This window comes from Priestia sp. 40, assembly GCF_049368575.1.
Classification (GTDB): domain Bacteria; phylum Bacillota; class Bacilli; order Bacillales; family Bacillaceae_H; genus Priestia; species Priestia zanthoxyli.
The window spans coordinates 1611143-1627789 of record NZ_JBMPZA010000005.1; the positions used below are offsets into that span (position 1 = coordinate 1611143).

Sequence of the window (16647 nt, forward strand, 5' to 3'; positions counted from 1 at the left end):
GATTTCCACAACTCCTCTCACGAATCTATTTGTTTCCAACATAAAAACAAATTATTCGTTTGCGAGAAGAATTTACATTTAAAACATTTGGTACCCTCTTGTTCGTAAAGATTTAATGGTAATGCCTGAAGCTAATGCACCTATAAAACCAGCCATTAAAATCGCAATGTCAGCTGTGGCTAAAGATAGCACTTTTGTCCCTAGCTGTTGAAAGGAGTGAGCGGGATGTTGAATGTAATCAACCGCTCTTACATCATCGATAATAAAAATAAAAATCACGGGATAAATAATGGCCATAATCCAAGACATGCGAAGCAGCATATTCAATAAGAAACCGATTCCAAAAAACAAAACAAAAAACAACAAGATGGAGATAATTAGTACAGGCACACTCATTTCCATTGCTTTTCGCCTCCGTTACTCTTTATACTCTCAGTTTACTTAAGAGTAATGAAGGCGTCAATCACAGAAAAGTAAGTTAATACCAAAAAAGCAAAAGGTTTAAAGACCTTTTGCTTTTTGTTTTAAAAGAAATTAAATTTTCCTTTTTTCAGTACAAGACCTGCTCCGCCTTGAAGGAAAAGCGAACGATTATCAACAACTTTTTTCATAAAAGATGCGCTTGAACCAAATAGTTTTCGACCATATACAACGCCAATTGCGTCATCATGCCCTAACGAACATACCGTTCCTTTAATATCTGGTTTGAACTCGCTTAATTCTTTTTGCCCTTTCATCAAACGGCTAATATTTTCAGCGCAGGTACCGCCTTGTTGCATAGCGATTTGAGCTGTTGGCGGATAAGGACGTTCTGTTTCAGGGTTAATCATTAGTGAACAATCTCCAATAACAAACACATCTTCATGTCCTGGTGCCAGCAAGCTATTACTTACTTTTACACGTCCGCGCATGTTCTCAAATCCAGCTTTTTCAATCACATGACTGCCTCGAACCCCTGCAGCCCATACAACTGTTGCTGATTTGATTTCTTCTACTTGGTCATCTTTTGATACAATAATTCCTTCTTCTGTACACTCTTTAATCGCTGTTCCGATCTTGAACTCGATTCCTTTTCGTTCTAGTTGTGTTACCGCATATTCTACAAGTTCTGGATCAAAACCTGGTAAAGCCGTAGGCGCTGCTTCTACACAAATAACGCGTACTTTTTCACGCGGAATATCAAACTCTTTGCAAAGCTGAGGGACTCGATTTGCTAATTCTCCCACAAATTCAATGCCGGTAAAGCCAGCACCCCCAACAATAATTGTCAGAAGTTCGTCTCTTTTTTCCACTTCATTGTTGTACGTCGCAAACACATAATCAATATGCTCACGAATTTGACGTGCTGCATTAATGCTCGTAATGGTAAATGCATGTTCTTTTAAACCCTTAATTCCGAAAGTTTCTGCTTCATACCCTAAAGCAACAACTAAATAATCGTACGTTAGCTCACTGTTTTCAAGAAGAACACGCTTTTCATCTAACTTAATATCTACGACCGTGTCTTTGATAAATGTAACCTTATTTGTGTTAATTAAATTTTTAACAGGAACACGAGAGCGATCTTGATGAATTGTACCTGCTGATACTTCATGAAGCCATGTCGTTTCGTAATGGTAATCGTTTTTATTTACCAAAACAATTTCCGCATCGCTAGCACCCAGTTTCTTTTGTAAATTAACAATTGTCATAATGCCGCCATACCCGGCACCCAAAATGACGATTTTAGGCTTTTTCATAGGAATGTCATCCACCTTTTTTAGTTATAGTCACAAGTATGTCTTACAAATATAATGATAAGAGCAATTTTATTTGGTTTGCTTTTTTGTGTTAGTTTGAGCAAGAACGATCATCGCTATCCATTTATTATTCATATAAGAAAAATAATGTGAATCACTTCACGTTCTTTTTTAAAAAAATACATTTTTTCTTTTTCAAAAAAATGTAAGCATAAGTCCTAGCTTGATTTACACAAACATCTTATGCTTTTTTCATCGGTTTTTCAACCCTTCACTTTGTATTTACAAGCTTTTAAATTTTCAATTACTTTCCTGTATACCCAGTTTTATATTTGACCAAAACGTGTGGTTATGTTAATGATTGCAAATACTGATCTTTAAGTTGAGAAAGTTTCTCAAACATTCCAGCGTGTTTTAATGATATTTTATAATTTACTATGCTATCATAAAGTAGAATATGCATTGGCACAGAACAATCTAGAGGTGATTATAAATGAAAGAAGATAAACAAGTATATGATATTACCATCATCGGAGGCGGCCCTACAGGCTTATTTACAGCATTTTATGGCGGTATGCGTCAGGCGAGCGTGAAAATTATTGAAAGCTTACCACAGCTTGGTGGACAGCTTTCTGCTTTATATCCTGAAAAATATATTTATGACGTAGCTGGTTTTCCAAAAGTACGCGCTCAAGAATTAGTCAATAACCTAAAAGAGCAAATGGATCAATTTAAACCTGCAGTTGCGCTAGAGCAAGCAGTAGAAAAGGTAGAAAAACAAGCGGACGGCGTGTTTCGATTAACTACTAATTCTGAAGTCCACTATTCAAAAACAATTATTATTACGGCTGGAAACGGTGCATTTAAGCCCCGTAAAATCGAGCTAGAAAACGCAGAACAGTTCGAGCAAACGAACCTTCATTATTTTGTGGATGATATGAATAAATTCAAAGGCCGCAAAGTATTAGTATGCGGGGGCGGGGATTCTGCTGTCGACTGGTCTCTTATGTTAGAGCCGATCGCAGAAAAAGTAACGTTAACGCATCGCCGAGACAAGTTCCGCGCTCATGAACATAGCGTAGAAAACTTGCATAATTCATCAGTTGATATTAAAACACCATATGTACCGGTTGAATTTATTGGAGATGACCGTATTACACAAGTTGTGTTAGAAAATACAAAAGGTGAAGAAAAGACAGTAGTAGACGTAGATGATGTTATTGTAAACTTTGGATTTGTTTCTTCTCTAGGTCCGATTAAAGAATGGGACTTAGATTTAGAGAAAAATGCAATTGTTGTTAACTCAAAGCAAGAAACAAATATTCCTGGCATCTATGCAGCAGGTGATGTCTGCACATATGATGGAAAAGTAAAACTCATCGTGGCAGGATTTGGCGAAGGTCCGACTGCCGTTAATAACGCTAAAGCATACATTGATCCAAAGGCTCGCTTACAGCCTATGCACAGTACGTCAATGTTCTCATAAAAAAGCAGGCTCTCGCCTGCTTTTTTTCATTGCTGGATTGGTGTAACCATTCGATGAATGATTTCACTCATCATTTCTGCATCACTGCTTATTAAACAGATTTCATAAAAGGAATGGTTTCCTTCTTGACTAGTTACGCTCATTCTGTAGGCCTTCAAACCTTCGAGCTTGCTTAAATATTTCACTACCTCTGGTTGACCGACAATACATTCAATCAGCAGAATATGCTCTCCTTCAACTGCTCCGTAGCTTTCAGCCAGAGATGCGTTAGCATTTTCATAATAGCGGATGTAAGGTTCAGAATGATTAAGAGGCGCAGAGGACGAGTTTTGATGACAGGGTTCACCTGAGGAAAAAGGCAAATGCTGAACAAATAAATGCGATTCACTGAAGTGAATCTTTTTTGCATCCTTAGACTCCACTTTCCCATTTTCAAGTTTTAACCAGTTTATAAACCCCTTCCATAGAATAGGCAGGATGTTTTTTTTACGAAAACTTCCGTAACCTCCTACTTGTTCCGCGTCGTAACGAGTCGCATCTATCAAATACGTTCATCTCCTCTTTTTTATTGAGTATAAAAAAGACTGATTATTCAGTCAACACTTTTGATAGATGATGTAACATACAAAAACTTCTCACTAAAAAAGCTTTCTTCACCTCATCTGGTGAAGAAAGCTTTTTTATAAAAATATACTTAGCACTCTTCCGGAGCACCTGCGTTGCTTGCTGTACGGAAAGAAGAACCGCAGCCGCATGCTGCAATGGCGTTCGGATTATCGATTGTAAATCCTCCGCCTAGCATAGATTGCTTGTAATCAATTTTTACATCTTTTAAAATTGGAGCACTTTCGCTATCTACAAGAATCTTAATGCCATGTTGTTCAAACAGCGTATCGTTTTCATTTACTTCGTGAGCAAAACCCATGCCGTAAGAAAGACCTGAACAGCCCCCTCCATTTACATTCACACGTAAATAAGCATTTTCTTCTTCATGTTCTTTCATCATATCTTTTATTTGAAAGCTTGCAGCTTCTGTAATTGTTAGGATATCTTGACTCATTTTTAAACAGACCTCCTTTTTTGTTTAGTATACGACGAAATGTCTGTGACGACAAATCGTCTGCTTCTTCATTTTTTAATAATAATACGTGCCGTCACAAATCACATTGGCTGGACCCGTCATTAATACATTGCCTTTATTTTTCCAAACAATCGTTAAATCTCCTCCAGCAAGGTGTACGACAGTAGGAACATCTTTTTTCGTCTTCTTATTTAACACGGACGAAACAACAGCAGCGCATGCTCCTGTCCCACATGCTTGAGTGATACCCGAACCTCTTTCCCATACGCGAAAGTTAAGCTCGCTTTCATTCACTACCTCGACAAATTCAACATTCACTCCTTCTGGAAAACGCGAATCTTTTTCCACCACGGGGCCTAGTGTAGTAAGAGGCGCTTGTTCAATATCATTTACGTAAAAGACGACGTGAGGATTTCCCATTGATACAGCCGTCCCTTTTAACCGTTCTTTTCCAAATTCCATCTCTTCATCAACGACTTGGTGTTGGCTTGCTCCTGTCATCGGAATTTGTTCTCTAGCTAAAATCGGCTCTCCCATATCGATTGTTACTTCTGGAACTTCATTGCCCTGCGGATGAACCGTTGCTTCTACAATTCCAGAGAGCGTTTCGATAAAAAATCTTTCGCTTGCTACTAAATTATGTTCATATGCATATTTAGCTACACATCTTAAACCATTTCCACAGTTTTTTGCTTCGGAGCCGTCATTATTAAATACGCGCATTTTCACATCTGCACGTTCAGATGGACAAATAAGAATCATTCCATCTGATCCTATGCCCGTATAAACATTTGAAACTTTTACCGCAAGCGGCGCTAACTCTTGCTCTTCTATATGTTCTTCAAACATATTTACGTAGATATAGTTGTTACCAAGCGCATGCATTTTTGTAAACTGAAATTTTTTCATATTATCACCCATTATTTTTTTATGTAGCTCTAGTATAAAGTGATTCTCTTTTGTACACAATAATATCATCCCCCGTTTTTTTAGCTCCTTAATCATAACGATTAAGGGGTTTTTTATTTTCTTCTCCTTTGGAATACTAAAGAAAAAATCAACATGAGGATTGAAAAAAAGATGGTTAAAGCGCAGATATTTGCTCCAAAACGCATAAAAAAGCACGGCAAAACTAGCCGTGCTTACATCATCTATTCTATTAGCCTCATGTCCCTCTCCTGATAAAAAAGGATACGACAGCGGGGATAGTTTAAAACATTGGGTTTTCTTCTAAATGAATGTAAATATTATCTACTAACTGTTCAGGTGTTTCCCCTGTAACAATCTCTCCATTTACCAAGGCAAATAAAGATTGTGAACATTTTCCGCAATAACCTAAACATCCGTATTCAATAATATCTAGATTTGGATCTTTTTCAAGCTTTTCTAAAGCTGTTTGAGAACCGCTGGCTAAATTGCTAACGCAAAATTCAATAATTGGCTGTATCACGTTTTTCACCTCTCTACTATTAGTTTATCCTATCTCCTTTCATTTTCAACGTCAACTTTGGAAATTTACGTTCATTTTGCGCACGCTTTTTGACTTCACAGACTTTTTTCACAAAAAGTATAAAGAAAGCTTTATTACAAGGGTAGCTTGAAATTATGTTGAAACATATTGTGGTTTTTTATTAATTTAGTTATACTTTTATGTATAGAAAACCAAACGAGGTTATATTAAATTATTATTTAAGTAAAATATGTTATCTTATATAGCCTTTCATATCTTTTTGGCAACCATCCTTATTAACGGTAATTTGTACTCTTCTATTCTTAAAAGCAAGAATAATAGAGAGAAAACAAAAATGCATGAAGCTAAAGGGGAAATTCACATGAAGAACCTTGTCATACTGGGCGGCGGATACGGTGGTATGCGCGTTTTGCAGCGCCTTTTTCCGAATCAATTGCCTAACGATGTAGAAGTAACGCTTATTGACAAAGCACCTTATCACTCACTAAAAACTGAATTCTATGCACTTGCAGCTGGAACAATCTCTGATCAGCATGTTCGTGTTGCTTTTCCTGAACACCCTCGCTTAAAAATTCGCTATGGCTGTGTAAAACGCATAGACCTGAAAGAAAAATGCGTCTATGTAGATGATCAAATGATCGCTTACGATGACCTGATTGTAGGACTTGGATGCGAAGACAAATATCATGGAGTTCCTGGAGCTCTTGAGCATACATACAGCATTCAATCCATTGATGCTTCACGAGCAACTTATCAGACATTAAACAACTTGCCAGCCCACGCTACTGTTTCAATTGTAGGAGCGGGATTAAGCGGAGTAGAACTAGCGAGCGAGCTAAGAGAAAGCCGCCCGGATTTAAAAATCATCTTATTTGACCGCGGTAAATTAATTTTGTCTGCTTTCCCAGAACGTTTAAGTAATTACGTTCAAACTTGGTTTACTTCAAACGGTGTCGAAATCGTAAATAGTGCTAATATTACAAAAGTAGAACCAAACATTCTTTATAATCATGATGAGCCCATTCAAAGCGATGCAATCGTGTGGACAGCAGGTATCCAGCCAAATAAAGTAGTACGCGATTTAGACGTAGAAAAAGACCCTCAAGGACGCGTCGTATTAACGAAATACCATAACTTGCCTGACGACGAAAATGTCTACATTTTAGGTGACTGCGCAAGTCTACCGCATGCACCAAGCGCTCAGCTGGCAGAAGGTCAGGCTGAACAAATCGTGCAAGTACTTCTTCACCGCTGGAAAGGCGAAGCGCTTCCGGATGAATTACCAACTATTAAATTAAAAGGCATACTTGGTTCATTAGGCAAAAAGCATGGATTTGGCTTAGTTGCCGAACGTCCAATTACAGGACGCGTAGCTCGATTATTAAAATCAGGTATTCTTTGGATGTATAAACACCACAGTGGATAAAATAAAAGCCGTTAGATGACTGACAATCTAACGGCTTTTATCGTTATGAAGCGCAGAAACCATGCTTCTCCATTTCCTCAAATACGCGCTTTAATTTCGGGTTGCCTTCCCCAACAATTTCTCCGTTAATGACCACTACAGGATAGAATAAATCTTCCTCAATCACATGCTTGGCAAAAGCTGCTTTCTTCGGATCAGCAGGCGGCTCGTTTATATCTACATATGTGATAGCAAACGGCTGATTCGGATATTTACGAGAAATAGCTGCCTCTAGCCAATCATAGGTGTCTTTTGAAGACGGCAGGTTAACGCAGCTTGCACAAACAATTTCAGCTCCATAAATACACACTTCTACCTCAGTTGATTGCATAGCACATCCCCCTTGAATCTTTACATATAAACTGTACGATTATTCACACTTTTACTTCATTATGAATACTATTTTACACAAAACTGATTCATTGCACATCTTTTTCTTTTAAGGTAACATTACGATGTATACTCCGATAGATTTTTCATGAAAGACCGTTTATAATAAGAGTAGAAGAAAGGAGTCGATAGTTATGTCAGAAATGCACGAGCAAGTTCAAGAAGTATTAGAAAAACTTCGTCCGTTTTTACTTCGTGACGGTGGAGACTGTGAGCTAGTAGACGTAGAGGATGGTATTGTAAAATTACGTCTTTTAGGCGCTTGCGGAAGCTGCCCAAGTTCAACAATTACGCTAAAAGCTGGTATCGAACGTGCCCTTTTAGAAGAAGTACCTGGTGTAGTTGAAGTAGAACAAGTATTCTAATCTCTTTGATTTTATTATAAAAGCAACCTCCCATTGTACTGGGGCTTGCGAATGAAAAATCCTCATTCAAATGAATGAGGATTTTTTTATTAACTCGTTGTGACTTCAGCTTCTACAAATACACCTTTGCGATCAATTTGTAAAACATCTATTTCGCAGTTCGGCAGTAAAGCATACATATGTTCAGCAATCGCTTTTCCTTTTCCTTTTGGCGCTAAACATAATACACTCGGACCGGCTCCGCTTAGTGACACACCGTATGCGCCGAGAGCTTTTGCTTCTTTTCGCACAAGAGAAAGCTCTGGCACGAGTCTCATACGATAAGGTTCGTGATATAAATCTTTCTCCATAAATTCGCCTACCAGAGGTAAATCTTTATTTAACAGAGCTGCTACTAGCATATTGCCGATCGCTCCTGCTTCTACTGCATGACGATAATTAATATCGGAAGGCAGCACATCACGAGCATCCGTTGTTTTTAACTCATATTCTGGAATAGCCATCACGATATCGACATCAAATTCAGGTATTTGAGCAATGTACGTTTCATCTTCATGATGGTAACCAACAACGATGCCACCGTAAATAGACGGGCTGACGTTATCGGGATGTCCTTCCATTAAGCTGCTGATGCGAAGCTTTTCTCTTTTAGATAAACGCAAGTCACACAGTACATTTGCCAGTTCGATTCCAGCTACGATAGCCAATGCACTGCTTCCAAGTCCCCTCGCTAATGGAATGTTGCTCCAAACAGAGACCTTCGCACTTGGAAGATCAATGTTAAATTGACGAGCCACGTCTTGTGCCACTTCATACATTAAGTTATCTGTACCTGTAGGAATACTTTGCACTTCTTTCGTTTCAGGGATAAAAATCCATTCGTCATGACGCTCTACTGTTAATCTTAAGTAGCGAGATAAAGCCACTCCAATGGAATCAAATCCTGGTCCTAAATTAGCAGAGCTAGCTGGGACCGTAATGACAAAGCGCTCATTTTCTAGCATGAAGCAACGACACCTTGGATATACTCAAATACTTTTTCTTCATCATTTGGTAAAACTACTGGCTTTACATTATGAGCATCGATTGCTACGTTTGGATCTTTTAATCCGTTACCTGTTAGTACAGCTACTACCGTTGAACCTTTTGCAATTTTACCAGAAGCTACATCTTTGAATACACCAGCAATTGAAGCGCAAGAACCTGGCTCTGCAAATACGCCTTCTTTGCGTGCAATTGTACGATATGCTTCTAAGATTTGTTCATCTGTTACTTCATCAATTTTTCCGTTTGATTCTTTTGCTGCGTTTACAGCATAATCCCAGCTTGCTGGATTTCCGATTCGAATAGCCGTTGCAATTGTTTCTGGGTTTTCGATAACTTGGTTACGTACGATCGCCGCTGCACCTTCTGCTTCAAAACCATGCATGTGAGGAAGAGACGTTTGATGACGCTCACTGTACTCTTTGAATCCTTTCCAGTAAGCTGTAATGTTCCCTGCGTTCCCTACCGGAATAGCTAAAACATCAGGCGCTTTTCCAAGCTGTTCACAAATTTCGAAAGAAGCTGTTTTTTGCCCTTCAATACGGTATGGGTTTACAGAGTTTACAAGTGCAACAGGTGATGTTTCACTTAGCTTACGAACCATAGAAAGCGCTTGGTCAAAGTTTCCTTCAATTGCTACAATTTCTGCACCATACATAACAGCTTGAGCTAATTTCCCCATCGCAATTTTTCCATTTGGAATAACAACGATACAGCGCATGCCAGCGCGTGATGCATAAGCTGCTGCAGCTGCGGATGTGTTACCTGTGGATGCACAAATAACCGTATTGCTTCCTTCTTCTTTTGCTTTGGCTACAGCCATTACCATTCCGCGGTCTTTAAATGACCCCGTTGGATTTAGCCCTTCTACTTTTACATGTAAGTCAATGCCTAGCTCTTTTGATAAATGAGCAAGATGAATTAAAGGCGTATTTCCTTCATGTAGTGTAAGCATAGGTGTTTTCTCTGTTACAGGTAAAAATTCTTTATATTCAGCTAATAGACCTTTCCACATCATACTGTGCCAACTCCCTCTACGCGGTAACTGCTTTTTACATTTTCTACAATTGGTAAATCCCTAAGCTGCTGAAGGATTTCCTCATAATCTTTTTGAGATGTTTTGTGTGTAACAACAACAATCTCAGCTAATTCGCTTCCTTTCACAGGAAGTTGGATAATTTTTTCGAAGCTCACGCCACGCTCTGAAAATAGTGTTGTTAATTTTGCAAATGCGCCAACTTGATCTTTAACATGAATACGTAAGAAATGCTTTGAGAACATTTCATCTTCTGCTTTTAACTGTTTTGGATATTGAGGTGTTACCGCACTTTTACCATTCACACCTAAACGCATGTTTTTCATAACGCCTACTAAATCTGATACGACAGCAGTGGCAGTTGGCAGGCTTCCTGCCCCTGGTCCGTAGAACATCGTTTCTCCAACAGCTTCTCCGTATACATACACAGCATTGTACTCATCGCTTACGGAAGCAAGGGGATGTGTATCTGCTAAAAGAGTTGGCTGAACACTAACTTCTACATTGTCGCCGTCACGATGTGCATATCCAATCAGTTTCATCGTATAGCCTAATTGTTTACTATATTGCAAGTCTTCTTCCGTTACTTCTGTAATACCTTGAACACGAACATCGTCCAAGTCAATTTTCATTGAAAACCCTAGTGTAGCCAAGATTGCCATTTTGCGAGCAGCATCTAAACCACCTACGTCAGAAGTTGGATCAGCTTCAGCATATCCTAAATCCTGCGCTTCTTTTAACACTTCATCATAAGCGCTTCCTTCTTTTGTCATTTTCGTTAAAATGAAGTTTGTTGTACCATTTACAATTCCCATCATTTTGGTAATACGATCAGATGCTAACCCATCTGCTAATCCACGAAGAATTGGAATACCGCCTGCTACACTTGCTTCATAAAATAAATCACAGTTGTTTTCAGAAGCTACCGTTAACAATTCTGAGCCGTAAACTGCCATTAAATCTTTGTTTGCCGTTACAACATGCTTTTTATTACGAAGGGCTGTTAAGATATAATCCCTTGTTTCTTCAACTCCACCCATTACTTCAATGACAACGTCAATCTCCGCGTTATGTAAAACGTCTTCAACATTCGTTGTTAATCTATCTTCACTAATTTCTACGTCACGTTTCTTATCAATATCTTTAACTACTACTTTTTTAACTTCTACTGGGCACCCGACTTGATGACTTAATTTGTCCTGATGATTTTCAATAATTTTGACTACTCCGCTTCCTACCGTTCCTAATCCTAATAATCCTACTGAAATACTTTTTGTCATATTCCTCACCTCTGTGTTCTTTCTACGTATACATTTGTTCTCTTATAGAGGACATTATAGACCTTATTTTTCTTTTTTACAAGGTTTACTGGCCATCTTTTCTCGTAAACTCGTAAAAAAATCGGTATATAAAGATAAATGTAAATTTTTAAAATATTTCATTTTATTATCATAACATGGCTCCCACTGTTTTTTAATAAAAAAAAGACAATTTCACCGAAATGAAATTGCCTTTTTCTGTTATGATTTTTTCGCAAACGCTTCTTTGTTTACAATTGTAATAGGAGACTCGTTTGTAAGTACTGCTTTAATATTTTTAACACATAAAGAAATCATTTCCGTACGTGTTTCGATACTCGCACTGCCGATATGAGGAAGCCCTATAACATTAGGCAACTGAAGAAGAGGGTGAGAAGCAGAAATAGGCTCTTGATCGAATACATCCAAGCCAGCTCCAGCAATTTCACCGGATTGAATCGCTTGTAACAATGCTTGCTCATCAACCACCGCTCCTCTTGAAGCATTAATAAAAATCGCAGTTTTTTTCATCTGTTCAAATGCTGAAACATTAAATAAATGTTTGGTTTTCTCCGTTAAAGGTGTCAAACACACAACAAAATCAGATCGTTCGAGCAGCTCATTTAACTCACAATAAACTGCATCGAGCTTTTTCTCTGCTTGAAGGTTGCGGCTTCGATTGTGGTACAAGATTTCCATATCAAAACCTGTAGCACGTTTCGCAAGCGTCTCTCCAATTTTACCCATTCCAACAATACCTAATGTTTTATGATGAACATCTCTACCCGCTAACAAAAATGGACTCCAGCTTTTCCACTGATTTTCTTTCACATATTCAGCAGCTTCTACTAAACGTCTAGCTACACTCATTAATAAACCAAACGTTAAATCTGCTGTTGTATCAGATAAAACATCAGGCGTATTAGAAACGATAACTCCTCGTTCAGTTGCCGCTTCTACGTCAATATTATCGAATCCGACCGCCAAGTTAGCTACAAGCTCTAAATGAGGAGCTTGCGTAAGTAATTCACGATCAATACGATCTGAAAGCATTGTTAATAGCGCATGTGCGTGTTTAGCTTTTTCACGAAGCAGCTCATGAGGGACTGCCTCATCTTCTTTATCCCACATTTCCACATTCGCTACTGCCTTTAAAGGTTCGATTAATTCATTCGGTATTTTTCTCGTAATAAATACAAACGGCTTGTCCATATGTACGCCACCTCTTTATCCTTTTTAAACTGCATGCACAAAAACAAAATAGAAAAACGGGGTTGGATTATCCAACACCTATTTTTCTATTTTATCATATTCTATAGTAATCGCTTTTTAATGAATCCATGTTAATTCAGGAATGTGATAACGAGACGTTGAAATACCCACCGACTGGTAAAAGCGCTTCAGAAAAGCTTCGTAGTGAGAAGAATGAGCTAATACTCCTTCCAGCTTCTCATAATACTTTTGTTTTTGCCGCTCATCTTGTACACTGTAGTACCCTTCAATAACCTCAAAATAATGAACAGGAAAAAGAAGTCTAGCATATAACAGTCTCCATGAAAAAGAAGAAAGTGGATTTACCTTTTCGTATTCACTTAAAAACTGATGCATGTGCCTTTCATCGACAGCGTATGTTAATAAATATTGTTCCCTTATATATTCAGCTATATCTCTGCTAGGATGATCGAAGACCCAGTCTGCTGGGAGCTTGTAAACGTAGTCTTCCCCCCATGTTTTTTGCCCGAACCGATGGTGACAAATCGTTGCAGCGTCAACTGAACGAGGCAAATCGTCAATTTCCGTGTCTACTAGGTATTGAATAGCATTTTCCGTTAATCCTAGGTAATAAGGAAAAGTTTCTAAAAAACGTTTTTCCATCTCTTGATTAGGTAAAGCACGTAATCTTCCATACCAAAATTGCTCCATCTGGTCGAGACGCTTCTCCCACATGGACTTCCATTGCCCTAGCCGGTTTGCTTTTTCCACTTCATAAGGAAACAGCCTCCCTTTTTGATGAAAAACAGCTAGCTCGTGCCCAGGTGAAAAATTGGGGTTTTTCTCTTCCGCAAGACAGCGGCAAATGATAAATTTTTCAGTTTCAGTTTCTGTAATCATTTCACCATTCAAATTAGGCATAAAGGTTGCCACATGGCGATCACCTTGCCCCATCAGAAATTGGCTCATTTGATATAGTTCATTTAACTCGTCTTGCTCCATTTGCTTTACATTAATGATTGTATATAAAATATCTCGATACTGAAAACCTTCAAATTTACCAACGGGCATAAATTCATTTGGACGTAATCCGTAATGCTCATAAATGGTTTGTATCATTTTAATCCCTCTCTTCATTCATTCAAGAAATTATATGATGGAAAACAACATTACTTGTCATAATATTTACGGAGGAATGAATAGATTAGAAATACACCATTTATAGTTATTTACTCCGGGTTAGTAGTATGAAACAACTTTAGACTTAAAAATATATAGAAAACAGGTGATGATACTTGGAGAAAAAACATACACAAAGTGAGTTAGAAAAAAAAGCAAGAGAATGGTTAATAGAACGCGGCGTGGCTCTTACAGACATTGCTGAACTGGTCTATTACTTGCAAAAAAAATATCACCCAAACCTAACAATCGAAGAATGTTTATATAACGTTGAACGCGTCATTTCTAAACGAGAAGTTCAAAATGCTATTTTAACGGGTATTCAACTAGATGTCCTCACGGAAAAAAAAGTGATTGAGCCACCTCTGTTAGATATTCTTGAGAAAGACGAAGGTTTATACGGTATCGACGAGATTTTAGCATTATCGATTGTAAATGTGTACGGATCAATCGGCTTTACCAATTACGGGTATATTGATAAACAAAAGCCAGGTATTCTAGAACGATTAAACGATAAATCGACTGGAGAGTGCCACACTTTCTTAGATGATTTAGTAGGCGCAATTGCCGCCGCTGCTTCTAGCCGGTTAGCGCATCGGGCTGCCAGTCAAGAATAGGTTTTAAAAACAAAAAAAGCTGTCAATTGACAGCTTTTTAAATTCGCTCCATCCACTCTTTTAGTGAATCTACCGTATAAGTTGGTTTTTTCTCATATCCTTCTAGTAACTCTCTTGTTGTTACCCCTGTATGGACTAATAATGTATCTAAGCCTGCATTCATCCCTGCTAAAATATCTGTATCATAGTAATCACCAATCATGATTGTTTCTTCTTTTGGCGTACCGATGACTTCAAGGGCTTGCTCCATAATAATACTTTCTGGTTTGCCAATAAATACTGGATTTGTTTGAGTAGAAACCGTAATAACGGACGTGATAGATCCATTACCAGGCAGTAAGCCTCTTTCAGTAGGAATTGCAATATCTCCGTTCGTTGAAACAAAAAAGGCGCCGTTTCGAACGTTTAAACATGCTTTTGCTAATTTTTCATATGTAATTTCCTGATCCAAACCAACAACTACGAAATCCGTATCTTCCTCTTCAATGGTAAATCCTTTTTCAAGCAACGCATGTCGGATTCCTTCTCCACCAATTACATAAGCTGAAGCGTTTGCTTTGCGTTCATGTAAATAATTAGCTGTTGCCTGGCTCGTTGTAAACACTTGCTCTTCTGTTGCAGGAATGCCAAATGCCTCTAGCTTTTCAGCTACTTTATCGGGCGTTTTTGTTGAGTTATTTGTTACAAATAAATAAGGAATTCCTTTTTCCTTTAATTTAATAACAAAATCACGCGCCTCAGCAATTAGCTCTGTTCCTTTGTACATTGTTCCGTCTAAATCAATCAAATATCCTTTATATTCCTTCATGTTGTGTGATCTCCTTTCAAGTCTCATACTTGAAATCATAGCTTATTTTTTATACAACTACAAATTGCTTGCCTTTAGTTACGAAAAGCAGACACAGGCCCTAACTCTGTCTCTAGATATGTCCTTACGCGCTCTGAAAATGCTGCCAGTACGTCTTTATGCTGCATCACTTTTTGATAAATGTCCTGATGATTAACATCCACATATTCTTGAACAAGGCTTTTACGCAATTGAACGATCTCTTTTAATGGCGTTTCTTCTTCTTTTTTAACCACTTTCTCATCAACTAAAATGTCAATGATATCGTCGTAACTGCCTGGATCTCTCATAATAAACCCATCAATCATGGCATTTCCTACATCTAAAACGTTTTCAATTAAAAGGTGTACAATTCTCTCTAATGCCTTTTTCTCTATTTCTGTGTTCCAGCTCCCATGCTCAGCAAACAAACGAACGTGCTCATCAAAAAAAACAAGCGTAGCTTCTATTTTTTCACGATCTACAAAGTACATATTATTTCCTCCCTAGTTGTCAGCTCTCTATAAATCTTTTTTCATAAACAAACGGGGCTCCTGTTCTATTTTATCATGACCCATTATCCATTTGATAAATTCATTTTTGTTTTTGACCTTATTTGATATGATACAAATACAACCTATGAAAGGAGTATACCTATGAGCGAACGCTTTTATCTATATGACGATGTTGTATCTACAAAGACCCGGTTTGTCAGCTTTATGGGCGAGAATCAACGATTTGATTTAGCTATCATCCAAACCGACCGTTATTATGGCAAACAAGTTGTTCTTGATATTCAAGGAGGACGCTTTGCCATCATTGGACAAGATGACCTTGAAGAACCAAACTATCTTGAAGAAGTATTTAAATTAAACAGTGAAGACGGTCAGGAACTTCGCGAATTTTTATATGAAATCATCTAAAAAAAAAGGCAGCGTGAAGGACAATTAGTGTCTTCGGCTTGCCTTTTTTTACTTATGGACTTTTTTTAAGACAAAATACGCACAGCCAAAGTTACAATATTCATGTAAATAGTCTTGAAGCGTACTAATCTTCGTATCATACGTTGCCTTTTGATTTCGGTCATCAAAAAAGCCTCGCAGTCGAAGCTGATTGTATCCCCAATCTCCCACAATATAGTCATAGCGGCTCAGCACGTCGATAAAGCGACCTCTAAACGCCTCTTCATTAAATGCCTCGCGCTCATCTTTTAATACTTCATAACAAATATTATTGATACAGACCATTGCTCACACCTCTTCTCTTAAAATTTACCATACCATAATTATGATGATGAAACCATCAATTAACATGAAATTTTTCACGTATAAGCAGCACTCTAATCCTGTAGGAGTTTTATCGGTACACCTACTGATCTTTTATGCTCCACATGAAGGTTCGCCGGTTTACCTGGCGTACGATATTTAACTACAGGAGG

At 38.0% G+C, this 16647-nt stretch carries 20 protein-coding genes; 5 read left to right on the top strand and 15 right to left on the bottom strand.

Annotated features, from left to right (window positions below; translation table 11 throughout):
• Window positions 1–78: 78 nt before the first annotated feature.
• Together ACO1DI_RS09485 and ACO1DI_RS09490 are read right to left on the bottom strand one after the other, a co-directional pair.
• A complete protein-coding gene (locus ACO1DI_RS09485; protein ID WP_013059616.1) occupies window positions 79–402 on the bottom strand; it encodes a YuiB family protein in 324 nt (107 codons plus the stop codon).
• 122 nt (window positions 403–524) lie between these two features.
• The gene (locus tag ACO1DI_RS09490; protein ID WP_025752690.1) at window positions 525–1739 is read right to left on the bottom strand and encodes an NAD(P)/FAD-dependent oxidoreductase; all 1215 of its coding nucleotides are present in this window, start codon (window positions 1737–1739) and stop codon (window positions 525–527) included.
• Window positions 1740–2232: 493 nt separating this feature from the next.
• Between ACO1DI_RS09490 and ACO1DI_RS09495 the strand changes: the two genes are divergently transcribed.
• The gene (locus ACO1DI_RS09495) at window positions 2233–3225 is read left to right on the top strand and encodes an NAD(P)/FAD-dependent oxidoreductase (RefSeq protein WP_013059618.1); all 993 of its coding nucleotides are present in this window, start codon (window positions 2233–2235) and stop codon (window positions 3223–3225) included.
• A 26-nt stretch (window positions 3226–3251) separates the two neighbouring features.
• Here the strand turns inward: ACO1DI_RS09495 and ACO1DI_RS09500 are convergent, their stop codons facing one another.
• From ACO1DI_RS09500 to ACO1DI_RS09515, 4 genes are all read right to left on the bottom strand, one after another.
• Window positions 3252–3770, bottom strand: coding sequence for a hypothetical protein (locus ACO1DI_RS09500; protein WP_226701653.1), 519 nt, complete (start codon window positions 3768–3770; stop codon window positions 3252–3254).
• Between the two features lie 149 nt (window positions 3771–3919).
• Window positions 3920–4285, bottom strand: a complete 366-nt coding sequence (locus tag ACO1DI_RS09505) for a HesB/IscA family protein (RefSeq protein WP_013059620.1) — start codon at window positions 4283–4285, stop codon at window positions 3920–3922.
• Between the two features lie 75 nt (window positions 4286–4360).
• Window positions 4361–5215, bottom strand: coding sequence for a diaminopimelate epimerase (gene dapF, locus ACO1DI_RS09510; RefSeq protein WP_208732842.1), 855 nt, complete (start codon window positions 5213–5215; stop codon window positions 4361–4363).
• A gap of 301 nt (window positions 5216–5516) precedes the next feature.
• Entirely contained in the window at window positions 5517–5756 is a 240-nt protein-coding gene (locus ACO1DI_RS09515; RefSeq protein WP_014457904.1) for a YuzB family protein, read from the bottom strand.
• 382 nt (window positions 5757–6138) lie between these two features.
• On the opposite strand from ACO1DI_RS09515, the gene ACO1DI_RS09520 reads away from it, so the two are divergent.
• On the top strand, window positions 6139–7203 hold the full coding sequence (locus ACO1DI_RS09520) for an NAD(P)/FAD-dependent oxidoreductase (RefSeq protein ID WP_013085326.1): 1065 nt from the start codon (window positions 6139–6141) through the stop codon (window positions 7201–7203).
• A 43-nt stretch (window positions 7204–7246) separates the two neighbouring features.
• On the opposite strand, the gene ACO1DI_RS09525 is transcribed toward ACO1DI_RS09520, so the two are convergent.
• Window positions 7247–7573 (bottom strand): YuzD family protein, encoded by a 327-nt coding sequence (locus ACO1DI_RS09525; RefSeq protein WP_226556344.1) that lies wholly within the window; start codon window positions 7571–7573, stop codon window positions 7247–7249.
• A 193-nt stretch (window positions 7574–7766) separates the two neighbouring features.
• Between ACO1DI_RS09525 and ACO1DI_RS09530 the strand changes: the two genes are divergently transcribed.
• Window positions 7767–7997 (top strand): NifU family protein, encoded by a 231-nt coding sequence (locus tag ACO1DI_RS09530; protein WP_013059625.1) that lies wholly within the window; start codon window positions 7767–7769, stop codon window positions 7995–7997.
• A gap of 89 nt (window positions 7998–8086) precedes the next feature.
• Here the strand turns inward: ACO1DI_RS09530 and thrB are convergent, their stop codons facing one another.
• The 5 genes from thrB to yutH form a co-directional block, all read right to left on the bottom strand.
• Entirely contained in the window at window positions 8087–9001 is a 915-nt protein-coding gene (thrB, locus tag ACO1DI_RS09535; RefSeq protein WP_423145208.1) for a homoserine kinase, read from the bottom strand.
• Window positions 8995–10056, bottom strand: coding sequence for a threonine synthase (gene thrC, locus ACO1DI_RS09540; RefSeq protein WP_025752680.1), 1062 nt, complete (start codon window positions 10054–10056; stop codon window positions 8995–8997). Before thrC ends, thrB begins: the two co-directional genes overlap by 7 nt.
• Window positions 10056–11357, bottom strand: coding sequence for a homoserine dehydrogenase (locus tag ACO1DI_RS09545; RefSeq protein ID WP_014457900.1), 1302 nt, complete (start codon window positions 11355–11357; stop codon window positions 10056–10058). The genes thrC and ACO1DI_RS09545 overlap by 1 nt, the downstream gene beginning before the upstream one ends.
• Before the next feature lie 240 nt (window positions 11358–11597).
• A complete protein-coding gene (locus tag ACO1DI_RS09550) occupies window positions 11598–12587 on the bottom strand; it encodes a 2-hydroxyacid dehydrogenase (RefSeq protein ID WP_014457899.1) in 990 nt (329 codons plus the stop codon).
• A gap of 117 nt (window positions 12588–12704) precedes the next feature.
• A complete protein-coding gene (gene yutH, locus ACO1DI_RS09555; RefSeq protein WP_013059630.1) occupies window positions 12705–13706 on the bottom strand; it encodes a spore coat putative kinase YutH in 1002 nt (333 codons plus the stop codon).
• A 176-nt stretch (window positions 13707–13882) separates the two neighbouring features.
• Between yutH and ACO1DI_RS09560 the strand changes: the two genes are divergently transcribed.
• A complete protein-coding gene (locus ACO1DI_RS09560) occupies window positions 13883–14383 on the top strand; it encodes a phosphatidylglycerophosphatase A family protein (RefSeq protein WP_014457897.1) in 501 nt (166 codons plus the stop codon).
• Window positions 14384–14420: 37 nt separating this feature from the next.
• Here the strand turns inward: ACO1DI_RS09560 and ACO1DI_RS09565 are convergent, their stop codons facing one another.
• Entirely contained in the window at window positions 14421–15191 is a 771-nt protein-coding gene (locus ACO1DI_RS09565) for a TIGR01457 family HAD-type hydrolase (protein WP_013059632.1), read from the bottom strand.
• 74 nt (window positions 15192–15265) lie between these two features.
• The gene (locus tag ACO1DI_RS09570; protein WP_014457896.1) at window positions 15266–15703 is read right to left on the bottom strand and encodes a DUF86 domain-containing protein; all 438 of its coding nucleotides are present in this window, start codon (window positions 15701–15703) and stop codon (window positions 15266–15268) included.
• A 162-nt stretch (window positions 15704–15865) separates the two neighbouring features.
• Between ACO1DI_RS09570 and ACO1DI_RS09575 the strand changes: the two genes are divergently transcribed.
• A complete protein-coding gene (locus ACO1DI_RS09575) occupies window positions 15866–16132 on the top strand; it encodes a DUF3055 domain-containing protein (protein ID WP_013059634.1) in 267 nt (88 codons plus the stop codon).
• Between the two features lie 48 nt (window positions 16133–16180).
• Here ACO1DI_RS09575 and ACO1DI_RS09580 read toward each other — a convergent pair whose 3' ends face one another.
• A complete protein-coding gene (locus ACO1DI_RS09580) occupies window positions 16181–16456 on the bottom strand; it encodes a YutD family protein (protein ID WP_013059635.1) in 276 nt (91 codons plus the stop codon).
• Between the last annotated feature and the right edge of the window lie 191 nt (window positions 16457–16647).

Excerpts from the sequence above, each read along its gene's own strand:
- ACO1DI_RS09570 (WP_014457896.1), bottom strand. The coding sequence starts at position 15,703 with ATGTACTTTGTAGATCGTGAAAAAATAGAAGCTACGCTTGTTTTTTTT.
- ACO1DI_RS09520 (WP_013085326.1), top strand. The coding sequence starts at position 6,139 with ATGAAGAACCTTGTCATACTGGGCGGCGGATACGGTGGTATGCGCGTT.
- ACO1DI_RS09545 (WP_014457900.1), bottom strand. The coding sequence starts at position 11,357 with ATGACAAAAAGTATTTCAGTAGGATTATTAGGATTAGGAACGGTAGGA.
- ACO1DI_RS09580 (WP_013059635.1), bottom strand. The coding sequence starts at position 16,456 with ATGGTCTGTATCAATAATATTTGTTATGAAGTATTAAAAGATGAGCGC.
- ACO1DI_RS09505 (WP_013059620.1), bottom strand. The coding sequence starts at position 4,285 with ATGAGTCAAGATATCCTAACAATTACAGAAGCTGCAAGCTTTCAAATA.
- ACO1DI_RS09565 (WP_013059632.1), bottom strand. The coding sequence starts at position 15,191 with ATGAAGGAATATAAAGGATATTTGATTGATTTAGACGGAACAATGTAC.
- thrB (WP_423145208.1), bottom strand. The coding sequence starts at position 9,001 with ATGCTAGAAAATGAGCGCTTTGTCATTACGGTCCCAGCTAGCTCTGCT.
- ACO1DI_RS09490 (WP_025752690.1), bottom strand. The coding sequence starts at position 1,739 with ATGAAAAAGCCTAAAATCGTCATTTTGGGTGCCGGGTATGGCGGCATT.
- ACO1DI_RS09485 (WP_013059616.1), bottom strand. The coding sequence starts at position 402 with ATGGAAATGAGTGTGCCTGTACTAATTATCTCCATCTTGTTGTTTTTT.
- ACO1DI_RS09550 (WP_014457899.1), bottom strand. The coding sequence starts at position 12,587 with ATGGACAAGCCGTTTGTATTTATTACGAGAAAAATACCGAATGAATTA.
- ACO1DI_RS09525 (WP_226556344.1), bottom strand. The coding sequence starts at position 7,573 with ATGCAATCAACTGAGGTAGAAGTGTGTATTTATGGAGCTGAAATTGTT.
- dapF (WP_208732842.1), bottom strand. The coding sequence starts at position 5,215 with ATGAAAAAATTTCAGTTTACAAAAATGCATGCGCTTGGTAACAACTAT.
- ACO1DI_RS09530 (WP_013059625.1), top strand. The coding sequence starts at position 7,767 with ATGTCAGAAATGCACGAGCAAGTTCAAGAAGTATTAGAAAAACTTCGT.
- yutH (WP_013059630.1), bottom strand. The coding sequence starts at position 13,706 with ATGATACAAACCATTTATGAGCATTACGGATTACGTCCAAATGAATTT.
- ACO1DI_RS09575 (WP_013059634.1), top strand. The coding sequence starts at position 15,866 with ATGAGCGAACGCTTTTATCTATATGACGATGTTGTATCTACAAAGACC.
- thrC (WP_025752680.1), bottom strand. The coding sequence starts at position 10,056 with ATGTGGAAAGGTCTATTAGCTGAATATAAAGAATTTTTACCTGTAACA.
- ACO1DI_RS09495 (WP_013059618.1), top strand. The coding sequence starts at position 2,233 with ATGAAAGAAGATAAACAAGTATATGATATTACCATCATCGGAGGCGGC.